15 protein-coding genes are annotated in these 20311 nt (G+C 41.2%); 11 read left to right on the plus strand and 4 right to left on the minus strand.

Annotated features, from left to right (window positions below; genetic code table 11):
* Nucleotides 1-509 precede the first annotated feature (509 nt).
* The 5 genes from RRU92_RS03535 to nrdI all read left to right on the plus strand — a co-directional run bounded on the left by RRU92_RS03535 (nucleotide 510) and on the right by nrdI (nucleotide 5199).
* Complete coding sequence (locus RRU92_RS03535; RefSeq protein WP_045763088.1) at nucleotides 510-1124, plus strand: YesL family protein; 615 nt, start codon at nucleotides 510-512, stop codon at nucleotides 1122-1124.
* A complete protein-coding gene (locus RRU92_RS03540) occupies nucleotides 1102-2775 on the plus strand; it encodes a sensor histidine kinase (protein ID WP_315640450.1) in 1674 nt (557 codons plus the stop codon). Before RRU92_RS03535 ends, RRU92_RS03540 begins: the two co-directional genes overlap by 23 nt.
* 2 nt (nucleotides 2776-2777) lie before the next feature.
* A complete protein-coding gene (locus tag RRU92_RS03545) occupies nucleotides 2778-4064 on the plus strand; it encodes a response regulator transcription factor (RefSeq protein ID WP_315640451.1) in 1287 nt (428 codons plus the stop codon).
* A gap of 61 nt (nucleotides 4065-4125) precedes the next feature.
* On the plus strand, nucleotides 4126-4659 hold the full coding sequence (locus tag RRU92_RS03550) for an ABC transporter permease (protein WP_315640452.1): 534 nt from the start codon (nucleotides 4126-4128) through the stop codon (nucleotides 4657-4659).
* A 72-nt stretch (nucleotides 4660-4731) separates the two neighbouring features.
* The gene (gene nrdI / locus RRU92_RS03555; RefSeq protein ID WP_049527317.1) at nucleotides 4732-5199 is read left to right on the plus strand and encodes a class Ib ribonucleoside-diphosphate reductase assembly flavoprotein NrdI; all 468 of its coding nucleotides are present in this window, start codon (nucleotides 4732-4734) and stop codon (nucleotides 5197-5199) included.
* Between the two features lie 312 nt (nucleotides 5200-5511).
* Here nrdI and RRU92_RS03560 read toward each other — a convergent pair whose 3' ends face one another.
* Both RRU92_RS03560 and argS read right to left on the minus strand, forming a co-directional pair.
* Nucleotides 5512-5760 carry a hypothetical protein gene (locus RRU92_RS03560; RefSeq protein WP_000084856.1) on the minus strand — a complete coding sequence of 83 codons (249 nt, stop codon included), beginning with the start codon at nucleotides 5758-5760 and terminating at the stop codon, nucleotides 5512-5514.
* Between the two features lie 537 nt (nucleotides 5761-6297).
* Nucleotides 6298-7989 (minus strand): arginine--tRNA ligase, encoded by a 1692-nt coding sequence (argS, locus tag RRU92_RS03565; protein ID WP_315640453.1) that lies wholly within the window; start codon nucleotides 7987-7989, stop codon nucleotides 6298-6300.
* A 143-nt stretch (nucleotides 7990-8132) separates the two neighbouring features.
* Between argS and argR the strand changes: the two genes are divergently transcribed.
* Both argR and mutS read left to right on the plus strand, forming a co-directional pair.
* Entirely contained in the window at nucleotides 8133-8579 is a 447-nt protein-coding gene (argR, locus tag RRU92_RS03570) for an arginine repressor (protein WP_075229751.1), read from the plus strand.
* A gap of 47 nt (nucleotides 8580-8626) precedes the next feature.
* The gene (gene mutS, locus RRU92_RS03575; RefSeq protein ID WP_315640454.1) at nucleotides 8627-11161 is read left to right on the plus strand and encodes a DNA mismatch repair protein MutS; all 2535 of its coding nucleotides are present in this window, start codon (nucleotides 8627-8629) and stop codon (nucleotides 11159-11161) included.
* Nucleotides 11162-11200: 39 nt separating this feature from the next.
* On the opposite strand, the gene RRU92_RS03580 is transcribed toward mutS, so the two are convergent.
* Nucleotides 11201-11659, minus strand: a complete 459-nt coding sequence (locus RRU92_RS03580; protein WP_153224858.1) for a DUF3021 domain-containing protein — start codon at nucleotides 11657-11659, stop codon at nucleotides 11201-11203.
* Nucleotides 11656-12096, minus strand: coding sequence for a LytTR family DNA-binding domain-containing protein (locus RRU92_RS03585; RefSeq protein WP_153224859.1), 441 nt, complete (start codon nucleotides 12094-12096; stop codon nucleotides 11656-11658). Before RRU92_RS03585 ends, RRU92_RS03580 begins: the two co-directional genes overlap by 4 nt.
* A gap of 342 nt (nucleotides 12097-12438) precedes the next feature.
* Here RRU92_RS03585 and rpsL point away from each other — a divergent pair, with 342 nt between their 5' ends.
* From rpsL to RRU92_RS03605, 4 genes are all read left to right on the plus strand, one after another.
* Complete coding sequence (gene rpsL / locus RRU92_RS03590) at nucleotides 12439-12855, plus strand: 30S ribosomal protein S12 (RefSeq protein WP_001142333.1); 417 nt, start codon at nucleotides 12439-12441, stop codon at nucleotides 12853-12855.
* 19 nt (nucleotides 12856-12874) lie between these two features.
* Nucleotides 12875-13345: a 30S ribosomal protein S7 gene (gene rpsG, locus RRU92_RS03595; protein ID WP_000087876.1), complete on the plus strand. Its 471-nt coding sequence runs from the start codon at nucleotides 12875-12877 to the stop codon at nucleotides 13343-13345.
* A gap of 305 nt (nucleotides 13346-13650) precedes the next feature.
* Entirely contained in the window at nucleotides 13651-15732 is a 2082-nt protein-coding gene (gene fusA, locus RRU92_RS03600; protein WP_153224860.1) for an elongation factor G, read from the plus strand.
* Between the two features lie 113 nt (nucleotides 15733-15845).
* Nucleotides 15846-20240 carry a PolC-type DNA polymerase III gene (locus RRU92_RS03605; protein WP_315640455.1) on the plus strand — a complete coding sequence of 1465 codons (4395 nt, stop codon included), beginning with the start codon at nucleotides 15846-15848 and terminating at the stop codon, nucleotides 20238-20240.
* The last annotated feature ends 71 nt before the right edge of the window (nucleotides 20241-20311 follow it).

A 20311-nucleotide genomic window follows, 5' to 3' on the forward strand; every position in this document is an offset into this window, starting at 1 on the left:
GAACTAATTCCTGTATTCCTAAAATAACTTAGAACAGAAATGACAATGCCGCAATTAATGCTATTATAGTGCAAATTATTTTTCCGACTTTTGCATGTTGTTTGAACAATTTATCAGAGAAAAGACTCAAAATAAGAGCAATCCAAAACACGGTAGTTCTTAAAATAAAAATAGTCATGGTCCATACTCCTTTCGTTATTTTACCAAGCCAATAATTAAGTTGAATAGCAATGAACTAATCTTCAAATATGTCCATCTGTCCTGGAGAAAGGTTTATTCTTTGATTATTAATCGGTTTCTCTATCTATCTTTATTATAGTACAAATACCTTTATTAAACAACTATATACTTATTCATTTGTACACCTTTGACAAGGATGGATGCTTACTTCGGACTTGCTACTAAAAAGGTAGCAAGTTCAACTCTCACTACCTTTTCTATCCTCTTCTTTTTTGAGAGCGCTTGAAATATGTTATAATAGTTCTAGATTATTTTTTTGGAGGCAAACCGTGGGAAATTTTATTGAGCTAGTCTTTCATCGTTTCTTTTTGGGGATGATTGCAACGGCTTATTTTTGGTTATTGACACTAGCAGGAGGTGTGGTTTTTGGTATAGCACCAGCTAGTGCGACTATCATGAGTTTATTTGCAGAACATGGCTATTCTTACCGTGCCTATGGTTTTAAAGAGGCTTGGACTCTTTATAAGAGCAATTTTGTAAAAAGCAATCTCAGTTTCTACACCTTTATGGGACTTGACTTGATCTTGATTTATGGTTTGTATCTCATGATCCAATTGCCGCATCAGACCATTATCCACTTGGCAGCAACCTTTCTAAATATTTTTTTGGTAGCCCTGGTATTTTTGGCTTATACAGTTTCTCTAAAATTACAAGTTTATTTTGACTTATCCTATCAAAATACCTTAAAGCTTGCCTTTATCGGAATTTTTATGAGCTTATCAGCAGTGGCTAAAGTTCTTCTTGGTAGCGTCTTGTTAGCCATTATTGGGTTTTATATGCCAGCCCTTATCATTTTTGTAGGGATTGGTATGTGGCATTTCTTTATTAGTGATTTATTGGAGCCTGTTTATGAAAGCATTCATGAAAAATTGGCGTCCAAATAGGATGAAACAGTTTTGGCTTCATTCACTCCTTCGAACCTATACTTGGGTGATGATTGTCATCATTGCTAGTTTTGCCCTGTTGATTTCCTATGTGAACTGGGATAGTCGAGAAAAAGAAGCAAGACAGGTTTCCCAGCGGGTCTTGACTCGGACAGTGAGTGAGGTTGAGTATTACTATCGAGAATCAGCGCGTTCAGCCCAAAGTTTAGTAGATAATCAAGCGCGAATCGAGGGAATCTATAAGTATTTTAGCCTCAGTACACCGGATTATTTCTACTGGCAACTGGAGCGTAAAGCATCGCCCTATATTTCGGTATCCATTTATGAAAATATCGATGACCTCTATGTGCGCAATGATTTTGTAACGGGTGTAGCCTTTGTCTTGCAAGACTCAACAGAAGTTTATGTATCGAAGAGGGACAATCGTAGTGGTTACAAGGTTTCTGCAGATGCCTTTAAGCCAGATGCCAATAGTTTCGCCATTCCCGTATCCGATCCAGTATCGGATCAAGCTCTTGGTGTTATTTATGTCTCTGTATCTTCCGATGTTTTTTATAAGGCTATTGACAATACCAGAGGAAATATCCCAATTGCTGTGAGCATCACCTCTCCTTTTGAAACGGATATGTTTCACCAAGGTGAAAAAAGTAATCGAGAGGAATGGTTGCAAGATGAGACAGCTCATGGTTATCAGGTTCAGGTTGCAGTTCCGAGGGATTATGTCCTTAGTGGGAGTATATCTAGTTCGATTTTTATTCTTGCTTTGAGTCTCCTCTTTATCGTTATTTTATATGTAACCTTGAAAAAAACATTTTCGAAGTATCAAACCCAAGTTGTTGACCTAGTGGAAACAATCCATGATATTGCGGAGGGGGAACAAGGCAAAAGAATTGATCTTAAGAAGAAAGATCAGGAATTACTTTTAATCGCTGAAACGACAAATGACATGTTGGACCGACTGGAGAGAAATATCCACGATATTTACCAGCTGGAGCTGAGCCAAAAAGATGCAAATATGCGCGCCCTACAAGCTCAGATAAATCCACATTTTATGTATAATACTCTGGAGTTTCTACGGATGTACGCGGTCATGGAAAACCAAAATGAACTAGCGGATATTATCTACGAATTCAGTAGTCTCCTGCGTAACAACATCTCTGACGAACGAGAAACAACATTAAAGCAAGAAGTGGAATTTTGTCGGAAGTACAGTTATCTCTGTATGGTGCGTTATCCAAAATCCATTGCTTATGGATTTAAGATTGACCCTGGATTGGAAGAAATGCGCATTCCAAAATTCACCCTCCAACCCTTGGTGGAAAATTATTTTGCCCACGGAGTCGATCATCGACGTACAGATAATGTGATCAGTATCAAGGCTTTGAAAAAAGAAGGATATGTCGAAATCTTGGTAACCGATAATGGGCGTGGAATGCCTGCTGATAAGCTAGCAGAGATCCAGGACAAATTAGCTCAGAGAACCTTTGAACATACGGTGGATTATAGTGGGAAACGCCAGTCCATTGGGATTGTCAATGTGCATGAGCGCTTTGTACTCTACTTTGGCGACCGCTATGATATCAATGTAGAATCAGTTAAACAAGAAGGTGTTCGTTATCGAATTACTATTCAGGATGAGGAGAAAGGATAAAGATGTATAAAGTACTATTAGTGGACGACGAGTACATGATTACCGAAGGTCTCAAGCGTTTGATTCCTTTTGATAAATGGGATATGGAAGTCGTCGCTACAGCCAATCATGCTGACGACGCTCTTGACTATGTCCGAGAACATCCTGTGGATATTGTGATATCTGACGTCAACATGCCTGACAAAACAGGACTTGAAATGATTCAGGAAATGAAGGACTTGTTGCCAGATGCTTATTATATCCTACTATCGGGCTATCAAGAATTTGACTACGTCAAAAAAGCTATGAATCTCAGCGTGGTTGATTATCTGGTTAAACCAGTCGATAAGGTCGAGCTGGGACATTTACTTGAAAAAATCGTCACTCAACTTCGTGAGAAGGTTCATGAGCCCGAAATATTGAGTCAGCAACTCGATGAAGAAGCCTTCAAGGCTCATCTCAGCCAAAAAGAAAATTGGTGGGTCGGACTTTCAAAGGGAAAACAAGGGAATTTTGTCATTCCCTACTATGTTCTAGGTCAGGACTGGCAAATCGTCCTTGCAGATCAGGAATTTGAGGGTTTGCTAGTCATGCCTTTTGAAGCTCCTTATCAAATCAACTTTGAAAAGTGGAAGCGTGATGTTGAAAAGACTCTCTTTTATGGATCGGTCAATTTAGATCAGTCTGAAAGTCTCTTTTCTTACTACGAACCCATCTATCGGGTGATTATTCAAGGAAATCTCCAGCAAATTATTGATGAATTGACCTTGCTTGAGAAGATTGTCTTAGAAAATACACCGATAGTATCTATCACAAAGCAGCTCTTTACCCAGTTTGTCATGGATGTCTTCCATCTTTTTGAACATTTGAAAGCAGATGACATGACAGATATTGTCAAAAACATCCATGCCATTACCACTTTTGAGGACTTAGTCGCTTATACCAAGAAAACCTTGACTTCCTTCTTTGGCCAATACCGCATGAATGAAAATGTAGTTAGTGTGCTCGAGGTCATTGGTAGAGACTACCAAAAAGAGCTTTCTCTTAAGGATATCAGCAAGGATCTCTTTATCAATCCCGTTTATTTGGGTCAACTAATCAAGAAGGAAACCAATTCCACCTTTGCAGAGCTTCTCAATAAGCAACGCATCAAGGCGGCCCAGCAACTCTTGCTATCTACAAATGATAGTATCGAGGATATCTGCTATACGGTTGGATACAGTAATGTAGGTTATTTCTATAAGGTTTTTCGAAAACTGTGTGGGAAGTCTCCTAAAGCCTACCGTAAACAGGTGGAAACGAACTTGTAGCAGTTGTTCTCCTTCGGAAAATATGCTATAATAATAAAAAAATTATGAGGAGGTTACTTTTATGAAAAAGAAACCAATCTATCTGTGGGTATTACTGATTTTTTCAGCCTTACTCTCAGCAATGTCGCTATTTGGAATCATATCTCCAGTACCTACTGCGGAGAGTATGAGCAATCTAGAAACATCAGCATCAGGTGTTAATGCTACTTATGCTAAGGAGCTCGTTGATTACACCATTAAGGTATCGGAGCATGGTCATTCTGTCTTCAGCATTCTCTTGGTTGTCTTATCTGTTATTCTAGTTGTTGTGGCTTTGGTTTTCCTTATTCGTAAAAACATCCAATTGGCTAACTACACTTATCTTGCTTATGTCTTCGTTGCCATCGTTGGTTCTATCTACAACTTTATCGGCGTTCAGGATGCGGTTTCACTTTTTACAGATCCTAACATCCGTATGGGAGCGGAGCTTGGTGCTAAAGGCTCTGCTATTTTGGGGGTTGTACTCAATGTTATCTTCCTAGCAATCGTCTTCTATAAGATGTGGCGTCAGCAAAAAGAATTAACAGAAACTCAAGAAGAGGAAGAACTTGCCTAAGAGTTGACAAAGGATAACTATCAAGATACAATCTTGGTAGTTATTTTTTATGATTCAAAAAAGGAGGAGAAAATGAAAAAAATTTCCTTAGTCTATATCAGTCTGAGTGGAAATACGGAGAGTTTCGTAACACGATTGAAGGCTTACCTATTAGAACAGTATGAGAACATTGAAGTAGAAAAAATTCATATTAAAGATTTGGTCAAGGAAGGAGAAGATTTCTTTGAAATGACCAACCCATATGTTGCTTTTCTACCGACTTATTTAGAAGGTGGCAATGGTGTTGACAATGGAGATGTGGAGATTTTGACTACTCCAGTAGGTGATTTTATCGCCTATGGAGACAATGCCAGCAAGTGTTTTGGTGTCGTAGGATCAGGCAATCGTAATTTTAACAACCAATACTGTTTGACGGCTAAACAATACAGCCAGCGCTTTGGTTTCCCTGTTCTAGCAGACTTTGAGATGCGTGGAATGCTGGGAGATATCAAGAAGGTCGCAGGGATTATTGCGGAACTCTATGAGTTAGAAGCTTTGTAAGAGGCCAGATTTTCTGAGGAAGAGTTTTATTCCATGAATAAAGGATTTACTTCAAAAGGGAATAGTCGAAATGAGTAAGCTACATAGATTTTTAAAGTATATAAAACGCAAACCAAGCTTCAAGGAAATTATGTTATGCAGTGCTTTGCTAATCTTAGCGATCGCTCTGTTGCAGTTCTCCGAGAAATTTCTTGATGAAAGTTTGTCAGCATACGGAACCATTGCATCACTAGGGATTGTTATATTGGTGGGAATCATAGTTCTCAGGAAAAAATAGAAAAGGACTCGAGAAATGCTATCTCGAATCCTTTTTTATTTTCTGATGTCTTCAACAATTTCCTTTGAAATCATGATTCCCAAACGATATCCTTTATTGATGTAGTCGATGACATCGTTGATGTTTTCTGTTGTTTGAATCTTTTCCTTGATAGTAGCGCGAAAAGATTCATCCTTTAACAGCTGTTCTTGTAGAAGTCTTTGAAGTTTTTCCTTTTCGTATTTGTTGATGAGAAAAAGAGCGACAAGACTGATGACAACTAAAATATAAGCATATTGGCTCATAAAATCTCTCCCTAAGTGATAAAGAAATTAATAGCAAGAGAAAAGCGAAAAAGATTTTTCGCTTTTCAAGTAATGACAATATAGAAATTAGGCAAGTGATCGCTAATCTAAAATAGTAGATGTAATGCACTCCGCCCCTAGTACCAAATAAAAGTCCGTAGAGGTTTAGGATTGGTTGCTTAAGTCACTTTGCAATTAAATAACTTCAGAATTACGACATTCATTCAACCAAATCGATATTATTTGGTTAGGTGAATTAGTGAAGCGTTTAGGCAATTCGCCATAGTTACGACGTCGTGGTCCCTAAATCGATTATATTTAGGGGCCATGACTAGTGAAGCAGTTAGCTAGTCCGCATAAAAGCGGCTAGCGTCTAACAATTAGGAACTTTAGTTCCAATAACTTCAAGATTACGACGTTTTAGGACATAAATCGATCATATTTATGTCCTAAAACTAGTGAAGTGCCTAGCCAAAGTCCGAATAGGATTTGGCGTTAGTTACTTAGATTGCTTTGCAATCAAGTAACTTTGGCGATTTACATCTTCTCTGGCGCTTCTACTCCGAGCAGACGAAGTGCTTCTTTGAGGACAACTGCAGTTGTATAGCTGAGGGCTAAACGACTGTCGCGTTCTGGACTTTCATCCAAGATTCGAGTGTGAGCGTAATATTTGTTAAAGGCTTGCGCTAAGCTAATTGCAAATTTAGCAATGATAGAAGGTTCAAAGTTATCCGCCGCACGGTTGATAATACGTGGGAAGTCTTGGATTAGCTTGATGATTTCCCAGCTTTCAGGATCATTCAAGCTATAGTTGGCACCTGTTTCTGGTTTGAAATCGGCTTTGCGCAAGATGGATTGGATACGAGCATAGGCGTATTGAACATAAGGACCAGTCTCGCCTTCAAAGGATACCATAGCCTCTAGGTCGAAATCGTATCCATTTGTACGGTCGGTCTTGAGGTCATAGAATTTAATGGCTCCAACCCCAACAGCATGCGCTACCTGGTCTTTATTTTCCAGTTCAGGATTTTTAGCCTCGATTTGGGCCTTGGCACGGCTAACTGCCTCTGCAACAGTCGGCTCTAGCAAGATGACATTCCCTTTACGAGTAGAGAGTTTTTTCCCTTCTTTTGTAACCAAACCAAAAGGAACGTGAGTAATGTCGTTACTCCAGTCGTAGCCCATTTCTTGCAAGACAGCTTTGAGTTGTTTAAAGTGGGCAGATTGCTCTTGACCAACGACGTAGATAGATTTAGCAAATTGGTATTCGTTTTTACGGTAAAGGGCAGCGGCCAAGTCACGTGTGATGTAGAGAGTTGCACCGTCAGATTTTTTGATAAGAGCTGGGTGTTCAATTCCATATTTTTCAAGATTAACAACTTGGGCACCTTCTGATTCAACAAGAAGTCCTTTTTCAGAAAGGATGTCTACAACTGAATCCATCTTGTCATTGTAGAAGGCTTCCCCGTTGTAGCTGTCGAATTCAACCTTCAATTCATTGTAAAGGCGGTTAAATTCCACCAAACTTTCATCACGGAACCATTGCCAAAGAGCGAGAGCTTCCTCGTCACCATTTTCCAGTTTGCGGAACCATTCGCGTGCTTCCTCATCCAAGCTAGGGTCATTTTCAGCTTCAGCGTTGATGCGGACATAGAGTTTAAGAAGTTCATCAATTGGATGAGCTTTTACAGCTTCTTCGTCGCCCCATTTTTTGTAGGCAACAATCAACATCCCAAACTGTTTACCCCAGTCTCCCAAATGGTTGACCTTGACCGTTTGATAACCGATTTTTTGGAAAATATGTGACAAGCTATCTCCGATAACAGTTGAGCGCAGGTGACCAATAGAGAATGGTTTAGCAATATTGGGACTAGACATGTCGATAACAACATTTTCTTGTTTACCAATATTTTGGTCAGCATAGTGTTCTTTTTCAGTGATAACAGCTTGTAATACCTGAGCAGAAATGGCATTTTTATCAAGGAAGAAGTTAACATAAGGTCCAGTAGCGACGACTTTTTCAAAGGCTTGGCTATTGATTTTTTCAGCGATATCTGCTGCAATCATTTGTGGAGCTTTTCTCTCAACTTTTGCTAGAGTAAAGGCAGGGAAGGCGATGTCTCCCATATCAGAGTTTTTGGGTTGTTCTAGTAAATTTAAAATAGCCTCTTGATCCAGGCTGTCAATGACGCTAGCCAATTCGCTAGCGATCAATTGTTTTGTATTCATTATAAACTCCTTTGGACTTTTCTTCTATTTTATCATAATTTTGAGGAATGATAAGAATTTTTTTTGAAATATTCAGTTTTTTTGGTATAATGTTCTTATTAAATAGTTGTAAAATGTTATAAATATTCACTAGAGAGGATGTTATGAGAAAAAGAGAACGTCATCAGTTGATCAAGCAGATGATCACTGAGGAAAAATTAGGGACTCAAAAAGAGATCCAGGATCGGTTGGAAGCACGCAATGTTTTTGTGACACAAACGACCTTGTCGCGTGACCTTCGTGAACTTGGCTTGACCAAGGTTAAGAAAAATGATATGGTCTACTACGTACTAGCAAATGAGACAGAGAAGATTGACCTGGTTGAGTTTTTATCCCATCATTTAGAAGGCGTGGCAAGAGCTGAGTTTACCTTAGTTTTGCACACTAAACTGGGTGAAGCCGCGGTTTTAGCCAATGTTGTCGATGCCAACAAGGATGAATGGATTTTAGGGACAGTTGCGGGTGCTAATACCCTCTTGGTGATTTGCCGAGATCAGCATGTTGCTAAACTCATGGAAGATCGTTTGTTAGATTTGATGAAGGATAGATAAGGTCTTGGGAGTCTCTCTCAAGACTATTTTTAACAAGGAGAGAATGGATGACGATAGAAAAATTATCACCTGGCATGCAACAGTATGTGGATATAAAAAAACAATATCCAGATGCTTTTTTGCTCTTTCGTATGGGTGATTTTTATGAGTTATTTTACGAAGATGCAGTCAATGCTGCCCAGATACTAGAAATCTCACTAACCAGTCGCAATAAGAATGCTGACAATCCTATTCCCATGGCTGGAGTTCCTTATCACTCAGCACAACAGTATATTGATGTCCTAGTGGAGCGTGGCTACAAGGTTGCCATTGCTGAGCAGATGGAGGATCCTAAGCAGGCAGTAGGGGTTGTTAAGCGCGAGGTTGTGCAGGTGATTACCCCTGGTACAGTCGTCGATAGTAGTAAACCAGATAGTCAAAACAACTTTTTGGTGGCTATCGACCGTGACGGTCAGCAATTTGGTTTGGCATACATGGACTTAGTGACGGGTGATTTCTATGTGACAGGTTTATTGGATTTTACCCTGGTCTGTGGTGAAATCCGAAATCTTAAGGCAAGAGAAGTTGTCATCGGCTATGCTTTAACTGAAGAGGAAGAACAGATTCTCAGCCGTCAAATGAATTTGGTGCTTTCTTATGAGCAAGAATTATTTGAAGACATACATCTGCTGGATCCACGCTTGGCGCCTATTGAACAAGCTGCCAGCAGTAAGCTACTTCAGTATATTCATCGGACGCAGATGAGAGAGTTGAATCACTTAAAACCTGTTATTCGCTATGAGATCAAGGATTACTTGCAGATGGATTATGCAACCAAGGCTAGTTTAGATCTAGTAGAAAATGCTCGCTCAGGTAAGAAACAAGGGAGTCTTTTCTGGTTGCTAGATGAAACTAAGACTGCCATGGGAATGCGTCTTTTGCGCTCTTGGATCCAACGTCCCTTGATTGACAAGGATCGTATCCTTGAACGTCAGGAGGTTGTACAGGTCTTTCTGGATTATTTCTTTGAACGTAGTGATTTGACAGAAAGCCTAAAGGGAGTCTACGATATTGAGCGCCTTGCTAGTCGTGTTTCTTTTGGGAAAAGCAATCCTAAAGACCTCTTGCAATTAGCGACTACCTTGGGAAGTGTTCCAAGAATTCGAGCAATTTTAGAAGGAATGGAGCAACCAGCTCTTGCCTATCTGATTGAACAATTAGATCCTATTCCTGAGTTGGAAAATCTCATTAGTGCAGCCATTGCTCCAGAAGCTCCTCATGTAATTACAGAGGGTGGCATTATCCGGACTGGCTTTGATGAGACCTTGGATAAGTATCGTCGTGTGCTGAGAGAGGGAACCAGCTGGATAGCTGAGATTGAGGCTAAGGAAAGAGAAAATTCTGGCATCAATACTCTCAAGATTGACTACAATAAAAAAGATGGTTACTATTTCCATGTGACCAACTCGCAGCTCGGTAATGTTCCAGCCCACTTTTTCCGTAAGGCTACGCTAAAAAACTCGGAACGTTTTGGGACAGAGGAGTTGGCTCGTATCGAGGGAGAAATGCTAGAGGCACGTGAGAAATCAGCAAACTTAGAGTACGAAATTTTTATGCGGATCCGTGAGGAGGTTGGGAAGTATATCCAACGCCTGCAAGCCCTAGCCCAAGGAATCGCTACTGTCGATGTCTTACAAGGCTTGGCAGTGGTAGCAGAAAATCAACACCTGATTCGTCCAGAGTTCGGAGAGGACTCGCAAATTGATATCCAAAAAGGTCGTCATGCTGTTGTTGAAAAGGTCATGGGAGCCCAAACCTATATTCCCAATAGTATCCAAATGGGTGAAGATACTAGCATCCAGCTGATTACAGGGCCTAATATGAGCGGGAAGTCAACCTATATGCGCCAGCTAGCTATGACAGCAGTCATGGCCCAGATAGGATCTTATGTTCCGGCTGAGAGTGCTAGTCTTCCTATTTTTGATGCTATCTTCACTCGTATTGGGGCAGCGGATGACTTGGTTTCCGGTCAGTCAACCTTTATGGTCGAGATGATGGAAGCTAATAATGCTATTGCACATGCTACTGAAAAATCCCTGATTCTCTTTGATGAGTTGGGACGCGGAACGGCAACCTATGATGGCATGGCCCTGGCCCAAGCGATTATCGAGTATATCCATGAACATATCGGAGCCAAGACTCTCTTTGCAACTCACTATCATGAATTGACTAGCTTAGAATCTAGTCTGGAACATCTGGTTAATGTCCACGTGGCTACGCTTGAGCAAAATGGTCAGGTTACCTTCCTTCACAAGATCGAAGCAGGACCAGCAGACAAATCATACGGTATTCACGTAGCTAAGATTGCAGGGTTACCGACAGATTTGCTAGTAAGGGCAGATGCAATATTAACGCAATTAGAGAGTCAAGGTCAGGAAAGTCCTGCTCCAATGAAACAAACACATGCAGTTTCTGAACAAATTTCCCTATTTGACTCGGCGGAAGAAAATCCTATTCTAGCAGAATTGGCTAAAGTAGATGTGTACAATATGACACCGATGCAGGCCATGAATCTCTTGTTAGAATGGAAACAAAAATTATAAGCAAAAACCCACTCCGTTTTGTGAGTGGGTTTTTAGGTATTATTTTTTATGAGCCAATAGTTGATTGATGTGTGCAACTTTTTTAGATTCTCTCTTGTAGAGAACAATCCAGATGATGAGGTAGACGATTGCAAACTCTGGGATGAGTTGAAGGATGAAAGTCCAGTGAAGTGGGAACCATCCTGCTAGGATTGCTAGAGGTACAAAACCTAGCAACATAAGGAAGAAGTGAGTGACAGTCGCACGAAGAAGGCTCCAATCTTGAGCAAATAGACGACCGCCAAAACTAAAGAGGACTCCAATCGCTGCCCAGATAAGCAGACAGTAAAGTAAGACGAGTGATCCATGCACCTGATGTTGGGTCATGAATTGACCAATCAAAGAGTTGGGGCTGAGAGGTGCGTAGTTGCTTGGTGAGTAGATAAAAGAAAAGATAATAGATAGGATGAGGCCGATGAGGATACCAGTTGTGGCATCGTGGAAAATTTGTTTTTTCATAGTTCTAATTTCTCCTTAATGGTTTTGAGGTAACGGCGAGATGAGTAGGTGAAACTGTCGTTTTTAAGATAGATTTCAATCAAGCCGTTAGAGGTTAGTTTAAGATGACTGATAGCGTCGATGTTGACAATTTCCGATTGGGAAATTTGGATAAAGGAAGCAGGTAGAATTTCACTTGCTTGGTAAAGACGAATGTCGAGCGCATAGGTTTGGCTATCCGTTTCAGCTAAGACTTTGCGATTTTCAATATATATACGTTGAATCTTACTAATCTGAATCAAGTAGACCTGGTCTTGGAATTTTCCTTTAAGCGTTTCTTTTTGATCCAGGGATTGGACAAAGTCTTGGACTTTTTGAACTCGAGTAGACAAGGTTGACGCTTCGATTATGATTTGTTCTTCGGTGTATTGCTGATCAATATCAAGTCTGAGTTTCATAATTTCTCCTTTATAAATTTGTAATAGAGATCTCTTGCTTACAAATCTATTAAACACCATTTTGTTGACAATTACAAGAAGGTTTGTCTATGTGGTCGGTTGAAGAGCCTATCTGGCAGGTGACCGTTTTCATAGAATTTTTAGAGTAAGGAAGTCAAAAAATAAGAAGAAATATATTGACAAAAATAGACAAAACGTGGTACAATAATAGACGGTACTTTTTACTTTTGGTCTCTCAAGAGTGTACAGGGACGTGCTGACAAATGTTGCAAAAGTACACACAGATGATAACTGTCACCAAGTGTATCATCACCAAAAATAAAAAAACACAGGAGAATGTAGATGCCTACAATTAACCAATTGGTTCGCAAACCGCGTAAATCAAAAGTAGAAAAATCTAAATCACCAGCTTTGAACGTTGGTTATAACAGTCATAAAAAAGTTCAAACAAACGTTTCTTCACCACAAAAACGTGGTGTTGCAACTCGTGTTGGAACAATGACACCTAAAAAACCTAACTCTGCCCTTCGTAAATTTGCTCGTGTACGTTTGAGCAACCTTATCGAAGTTACTGCCTACATCCCAGGTATCGGACACAACTTGCAAGAGCACAGTGTGGTGCTTCTTCGCGGTGGACGTGTAAAAGACCTTCCAGGGGTACGTTACCATATCGTCCGTGGTGCACTTGATACTGCAGGTGTTAACGATCGTAAACAAGGCCGTTCTAAATACGGTACTAAACGTCCGAAAAAAGCATAAGGAAAGGGGATAAAGAGAAATGAGTCGTAAAAATAGAGCTCCAAAACGTGACGTATTGCCAGATCCGCTTTACAATTCACAATTAGTTACTCGTCTTATCAACCGCGTTATGCTTGACGGTAAACGTGGTACAGCTGCTTCAATCGTTTACGGTGCTTTTGAACAAATCAAAGAAGTTACTGGTAACGATGCACTTGAAGTATTTGAAACAGCTATGGAAAACATCATGCCTGTACTTGAAGTACGTGCACGTCGTGTCGGTGGTTCTAACTACCAAGTCCCAGTTGAAGTTCGTCCAGAACGTCGTACAACACTTGGACTTCGTTGGTTGGTAACAATCGCTCGCCTTCGTGGTGAACACACAATGCAAGACCGTCTTGCAAAAGAAATCTTGGATGCTGCTAACAACACTGGTGCAGCAGTTAAGAAACGTGAAGACACTCACCGTATGGCTGAAGCTAACCGTGCCTTCGCACACTTCCGTTGGTAAAATCATGATGCTAGGAACGGCAAGGATGCAAAGTGAAAATAGGAAACTGACGCAGTATTCGACGAATACAAGGAAGTTTATCTTTTTCACACAGCATCCCGTTCCGGCTCAAATCGGCTAACTAACTTTAGCCCGGGTTCAATTTAGCTCGGTCAGCTCTTAGCTATAACTCAACTTACCATTCCGCAAGTTGAAACCAACAATAACAAGATAAACATTGAGAACGGGTAGGTCCTGCCTATCCGTTTTTATTAAATCGTGTTATAATAGAATAGAAATAAAAAAATATAGGAGAAACAAACCTCATGGCACGCGAATTTTCACTTGAAAAAACTCGTAATATCGGTATCATGGCTCACGTCGATGCTGGTAAAACAACTACAACTGAGCGTATCCTTTACTACACTGGTAAAATCCACAAAATCGGTGAAACTCACGAAGGTGCGTCACAAATGGACTGGATGGAGCAAGAGCAAGAACGTGGTATCACTATCACATCTGCTGCGACAACAGCTCAATGGAACAACCACCGCGTAAACATCATCGACACACCAGGACACGTGGACTTCACTATCGAAGTACAACGTTCTCTTCGTGTATTGGACGGTGCGGTTACAGTTCTTGACTCACAATCAGGTGTTGAGCCTCAAACTGAAACAGTTTGGCGTCAAGCAACTGAGTACGGAGTTCCACGTATCGTATTTGCCAACAAAATGGACAAAATCGGTGCTGACTTCCTTTACTCAGTAAGCACACTTCACGATCGTCTTCAAGCTAACGCACACCCAATTCAATTGCCAATCGGTTCTGAAGATGACTTCCGTGGTATCATCGACTTGATCAAGATGAAAGCTGAAATCTATACGAACGACCTTGGTACAGATATCCTTGAAGAAGACATTCCGGCTGAATACCTTGAGCAAGCTCAAGAATACCGTGAAAAATTGATCGAAGCAGTTGCTGAAACTGACGAAGAATTGATGATGAAATACCTCGAAGGTGAAGAAATCACTAACGAAGAATTGAAAGCTGGTATCCGTAAAGCGACTATCAACGTTGAATTCTTCCCAGTATTGTGTGGTTCTGCCTTCAAGAACAAAGGTGTTCAATTGATGCTTGATGCGGTTATCGACTACCTTCCAAGCCCACTTGACATCCCAGCGATCAAAGGTATCAACCCAGATACAGATGAAGAAGAAACTCGTCCTGCATCTGATGAAGAGCCATTTGCAGCTCTTGCCTTCAAGATCATGACTGACCCATTCGTAGGTCGTTTGACATTCTTCCGTGTTTACTCAGGTGTTCTTCAATCAGGTTCTTACGTATTGAACACTTCTAAAGGTAAACGTGAACGTATCGGACGTATCCTTCAAATGCACGCTAACAGCCGTCAAGAAATCGACACTGTTTACTCAGGTGATATTGCTGCTGCCGTTGGTTTGAAAGACACTACAACTGGTGACTCATTGACAGATGAAAAAGCTAAAATTATCCTTGAGTCAATCAACGTTCCAGAACCAGTTATCCAATTGATGGTTGAGCCTAAATCTAAAGCAGACCAAGACAAGATGGGTATCGCCCTTCAAAAATTGGCTGAAGAAGATCCAACATTCCGCGTTGAAACTAACGTTGAAACTGGTGAAACAGTTATCTCTGGTATGGGTGAGCTTCACCTTGACGTCCTTGTTGACCGTATGCGTCGTGAGTTCAAAGTTGAAGCGAACGTAGGTGCTCCTCAAGTATCTTACCGTGAAACATTCCGCGCTTCTACTCAAGCACGTGGATTCTTCAAACGTCAGTCTGGTGGTAAAGGTCAGTTCGGTGATGTATGGATTGAATTTACTCCAAACGAAGAAGGAAAAGGATTCGAATTCGAAAACGCAATCGTCGGTGGTGTGGTTCCTCGTGAATTTATCCCAGCGGTTGAAAAAGGTTTGGTAGAATCTATGGCTAACGGTGTTCTTGCTGGTTACCCAATGGTTGACGTTAAAGCTAAGCTTTACGATGGTTCATACCACGATGTCGACTCATCTGAAACTGCCTTCAAGATCGCTGCATCTCTTGCACTTAAAGAAGCTGCTAAGACTGCACAACCAGCTATCCTTGAACCAATGATGCTTGTAACAATCACTGTTCCAGAAGAAAACCTTGGTGATGTTATGGGTCACGTAACTGCTCGTCGTGGACGTGTAGATGGTATGGAAGCACACGGTAACAGCCAAATCGTTCGTGCTTACGTTCCACTTGCTGAAATGTTTGGTTACGCAACAGTTCTTCGTTCTGCATCTCAAGGACGTGGTACATTCATGATGGTATTCGACCACTACGAAGATGTACCTAAGTCAGTACAAGAAGAAATCATTAAGAAAAACAAAGGTGAAGAATAATTCATCGACACCCTAAAAGAAGTCACTTTGTGGCTTCTTTTTCTGTTTGGTAGAAATAGGTAAAAGTGCCTCAAATATGGTAAAATAGAAGGAGTATATTGTGAGGAAAATGGATGTCAACCACTTTTGAAATTTTAATGAATCAGTTGGGAATACCCGCTGAAATGAGAAATCATGAGGCCTTCTCTCAGGCTGAAATAGAACAAGTCATTGTCCATAAACGAAGCAAAGTTTGGGAGTTTCATTTTGTTTTTGAAAATATCTTGCCTTTTGAACTTTTTCTAGAGTTGAAAAGAGGCTTGAAAGAAGAATTCTCAAAAACGGGAAATCAGGCTAGTTTTGAGATAAAAACGCGAAATCAGGAATTTTCTAGAGAACTTTTACAAGCCTACTATCGAGAGGCTTTTTCGGATGGTCCTTGTGCTAGTCAAGGTTTTCGTTCTATATATCAGAATTTTCAGGTTCGCTTTGAAAATGACCAGTTAATCATTGAAGCTTCTGAAGCCGCAGATACTGAGCATTTTAGAAAAAATCATCTGCCAAATCTTAGCAAACAGCTGGAACTTTTTGGCTTTCCTAAATTATCCTGCAGTTTAGAAAAAAATGAAGAACTCACGAGGGAAGAGCAAGAGGCCTTTCAGACGGAAAATCAAATGATTATCCAAGCTGCTAATGAAGAAACACTTCGGGCTATGGAACAATTGGAACAGATGGCTCCTCCTCCTCCAGCTGAGGATAAACCTGTCTTTGATTTCCAAGCCAAGAAAGCAGCTGCTAAGCCTAAACTTGATAAGGCAGAGATTACTCCTATGATCGAGGTCAATACTGAAGAAAATAGATTGGTTTTTGAAGGAGTTGTCTTTGATGTTGAGCATAAGGTGACTAGAACAGGTCGTGTCTTGATTAACTTCAAGATGACGGACTATACTTCCAGTTTCTCTATGCAAAAATGGGTCAAGAATGAAGAAGAAGCTCAGAAGTTTGACATGATCAAGAAAAACTCTTGGCTCCGTGTTCGAGGAAATGTCGAGGTAAATAATTTCACGCGAGACTTGACCATGAATGTACAGGATGTTCAGGAAGTCGTTCACTATGAGCGTAAAGACTTGATGCCAGAGGGAGAGCGTCGTGTTGAGTTCCATGCCCATACCAATATGTCGACCATGGATGCTCTACCTGAAGTTGAAGAACTCGTTGCGAAAGCAGCTAAATGGGGTCATAAAGCGGTAGCAATCACGGACCACGGAAATGTTCAATCCTTCCCTCATGGCTATAAGGCTGCTAAGAAAGCAGGCATCCAGCTGATCTATGGGATGGAAGCTAATATCGTTGAAGACCGTGTACCTATCGTCTATAATGAAGTTGAGATGGATTTGTCTGAAGCAACCTATGTAGTCTTTGACGTGGAAACGACTGGACTTTCAGCTATCTATAATGACTTGATTCAGGTCGCAGCTTCTAAGATGTATAAGGGCAATATCGTAGCTGAATTTGATGAATTTATCAATCCTGGTCACCCCTTATCAGCCTTTACTACTGAATTGACAGGAATTACGGATGAGCATGTGAAAAATGCCAAACCCTTGGTTCAAGTTCTGAAAGAATTCCAAGAGTTTTGTAAGGATACCGTTCTTGTAGCCCACAATGCAACCTTTGACGTTGGCTTTATGAATGCCAACTATGAACGTCATGGCCTGCCAAAAATCACTCAACCTGTTATTGATACGTTAGAATTCGCAAGAAATCTCTATCCTGAATATAAACGTCATGGTCTAGGGCCTTTGACTAAGCGTTTTGGAGTTGCCCTAGAACACCATCACATGGCCAACTATGATGCGGAAGCAACTGGCCGTCTGCTTTTCATCTTTATCAAAGAAGTAGCAGAAAAGTATGGTGTGACAGATTTGGCACGATTAAACCTTGATTTAATCAGTCCAAATTCTTATAAAAAAGCTCGCGTCAAGCATGCAACTATCTATGTAAAAAATCAAGTAGGCTTGAAAAATATCTTTAAGCTGGTTTCTCTCTCAAATACCCAGTATTTTGAAGGAGTTCCACGGATTCCACGTACAGTACTAGATGCCCATCGAGAAGGTTTAATCTTGGGTTCTGCTTGTACAGAAGGGGAAGTCTTTGATGCAGTCGTATCACAAGGTGTTGATGCAGCGGTCGAAGTTGCTAAATACTATGACTTTATCGAGGTGATGCCTCCGGCAATCTATGAACCTCTGATTGCCAAAGAGCAGGTCAAGGACATGGAAGAACTCCAAACCATTATCAAGAGTTTGATAGAGGTTGGAGATCGCCTCGGCAAGCCGGTTCTTGCGACAGGAAATGTCCACTATCTCGAACCCGAGGATGAAATTTATCGAGAAATCATTGTCCGCAGTCTGGGTCAGGGAGCAATGATTAACCGAACGATCGGTCACGGAGAAGCTGCCCAACCAGCTCCGCTACCAAAGGCACATTTTAGAACGACTAATGAAATGTTGGATGAATTTGCCTTTCTAGGAGAAGATTTGGCTCGCAAAATCGTCATTGAAAATACCAATGCCCTAGCAGAAATCTTTGAACCGGTGGAGGTTGTAAAGGGTGATTTGTACACGCCTTTCATTGACAAAGCCGAAGAAACAGTTGCTGAATTAACCTATAAAAAAGCCTTTGAAATCTATGGAAATCCACTCCCAGATATCGTTGATTTGCGGATTGAAAAGGAATTGACCTCTATCTTGGGGAATGGATTTGCCGTGATTTATCTGGCTTCACAGATGCTAGTGCACCGTTCCAACGAACGGGGTTACTTGGTTGGTTCCCGTGGGTCTGTTGGATCTAGTTTCGTTGCAACCATGATTGGGATTACCGAGGTCAATCCTCTCTCTCCTCACTATGTCTGTGGTCAGTGTCAGTACAGTGAGTTTATCACGGATGGTTCCTACGGTTCAGGTTTTGATATGCCAAATAAAGACTGTCCAAACTGTGGCAATAAGCTTAGCAAGAATGGACAGGACATTCCTTTCGAGACCTTCCTTGGTTTTGACGGGGATAAGGTTCCCGATATCGATTTGAACTTCTCGGGGGAAGATCAACCGAGCGCCCATTTGGATGTACGTGATATCTTTGGGGAAGAATATGCCTTCCGTGCAGGAACGGTAGGTACGGTGGCTGCTAAAACAGCCTATGGATTTGTCAAAGGTTACGAACGCGACTATGGTAAGTTCTACCGAGAAGCCGAGGTGGAGCGCCTAGCCCAAGGAGCTGCCGGTGTCAAACGGACGACTGGTCAGCACCCGGGAGGAATCGTTGTTATTCCAAACTATATGGATGTCTATGACTTTACACCAGTACAATATCCTGCAGATGATGTGACTGCTGAATGGCAAACCACTCACTTTAACTTCCACGATATCGATGAGAACGTCCTCAAGCTCGATGTCCTTGGTCATGATGATCCGACCATGATTCGGAAACTGCAAGACTTATCAGGCATTGATCCAAATGATATTCCGATGGACGACCCAGGTGTCATGGCTCTCTTCTCGGGCACAGATATCCTGGGAGTGACGCCTGATCAAATCGGGACTTCAACTGGTATGCTTGGAATTCCAGAGTTTGGAACTAACTTTGTTCGAGGTATGGTGGATGAAACCCATCCGACGACCTTTGCCGAGTTGCTACAGCTTTCTGGTCTGTCTCACGGTACTGACGTTTGGTTGGGAAATGCCCAAGACTTGATTAAGGCTGGAATTGCAGACCTATCAACCGTTATCGGATGTCGGGATGACATCATGGTTTACCTCATGCACGCTGGTCTAGATCCAAAGATGGCCTTTACTATCATGGAGCGTGTACGTAAGGGATTGTGGCTCAAAATCTCAGAAGAAGAGCGCAACGGTTATATCGAAGCCATGAAGGCCAACAATGTGCCTGAGTGGTATATCGAATCTTGTGGAAAAATCAAGTACATGTTCCCTAAAGCCCACGCGGCTGCCTACGTTATGATGGCTCTTCGAGTAGCCTACTTCAAGGTTCACCATCCGATTTATTACTACTGTGCTTACTTCTCCATCCGTGCCAAGGCCTTTGATATCAAGACCATGGGGGCAGGCTTGGATGCGATTAAACGCAAGATGCAAGAAATTGCTGAAAAGCGAAAGAACAATGAAGCTTCCAACGTAGAAATTGACCTTTACACAACACTTGAAATCGTCAATGAGATGTGGGAACGTGGTTTTAAATTTGGAAAGTTAGACCTCTATCGTAGTGATGCGACTGAATTCATCATCGACGGAGATACCCTCATCCCACCATTTGTCGCTATGGATGGTCTAGGAGAGAACGTTGCTAAGCAATTGGTTCGTGCTCGTCAAGAGGGAGAATTCCTCTCTAAAACCGAACTACGCAAGCGTGGTGGACTTTCCTCAACTTTAGTTGAAAAGATGGATGAAATGGGAATTCTCGGCAATATGCCAGAGGATAATCAGTTGAGCTTGTTTGATGATTTGTTTTAAGAAGGCAGATTAGCCCCAATTTAACAGAGATGTTTGATAATTAAAAAAATAACAGGACATTGGACAATCCT

The sequence above is a fragment of the Streptococcus sp. DTU_2020_1001019_1_SI_AUS_MUR_006 genome (assembly GCF_032340315.1).
In the GTDB taxonomy this organism is placed as follows: Bacteria; Bacillota; Bacilli; order Lactobacillales; family Streptococcaceae; genus Streptococcus.

Coding starts and splice junctions, on each gene's coding strand:
- RRU92_RS03580 (WP_153224858.1), bottom strand. CDS start 11,659: ATGAAAAAACAAATTTTCCACGATGCCACAACTGGTATCCTCATCGGC.
- RRU92_RS03605 (WP_315640455.1), top strand. CDS start 15,846: ATGTCAACCACTTTTGAAATTTTAATGAATCAGTTGGGAATACCCGCT.
- argS (WP_315640453.1), bottom strand. CDS start 7,989: ATGAATACAAAACAATTGATCGCTAGCGAATTGGCTAGCGTCATTGAC.
- mutS (WP_315640454.1), top strand. CDS start 8,627: ATGACGATAGAAAAATTATCACCTGGCATGCAACAGTATGTGGATATA.
- argR (WP_075229751.1), top strand. CDS start 8,133: ATGAGAAAAAGAGAACGTCATCAGTTGATCAAGCAGATGATCACTGAG.
- RRU92_RS03550 (WP_315640452.1), top strand. CDS start 4,126: ATGAAAAAGAAACCAATCTATCTGTGGGTATTACTGATTTTTTCAGCC.
- fusA (WP_153224860.1), top strand. CDS start 13,651: ATGGCACGCGAATTTTCACTTGAAAAAACTCGTAATATCGGTATCATG.
- RRU92_RS03560 (WP_000084856.1), bottom strand. CDS start 5,760: ATGAGCCAATATGCTTATATTTTAGTTGTCATCAGTCTTGTCGCTCTT.
- RRU92_RS03585 (WP_153224859.1), bottom strand. CDS start 12,096: ATGAAACTCAGACTTGATATTGATCAGCAATACACCGAAGAACAAATC.
- RRU92_RS03545 (WP_315640451.1), top strand. CDS start 2,778: ATGTATAAAGTACTATTAGTGGACGACGAGTACATGATTACCGAAGGT.
- rpsG (WP_000087876.1), top strand. CDS start 12,875: ATGAGTCGTAAAAATAGAGCTCCAAAACGTGACGTATTGCCAGATCCG.
- RRU92_RS03540 (WP_315640450.1), top strand. CDS start 1,102: ATGAAAAATTGGCGTCCAAATAGGATGAAACAGTTTTGGCTTCATTCA.
- nrdI (WP_049527317.1), top strand. CDS start 4,732: ATGAAAAAAATTTCCTTAGTCTATATCAGTCTGAGTGGAAATACGGAG.
- rpsL (WP_001142333.1), top strand. CDS start 12,439: ATGCCTACAATTAACCAATTGGTTCGCAAACCGCGTAAATCAAAAGTA.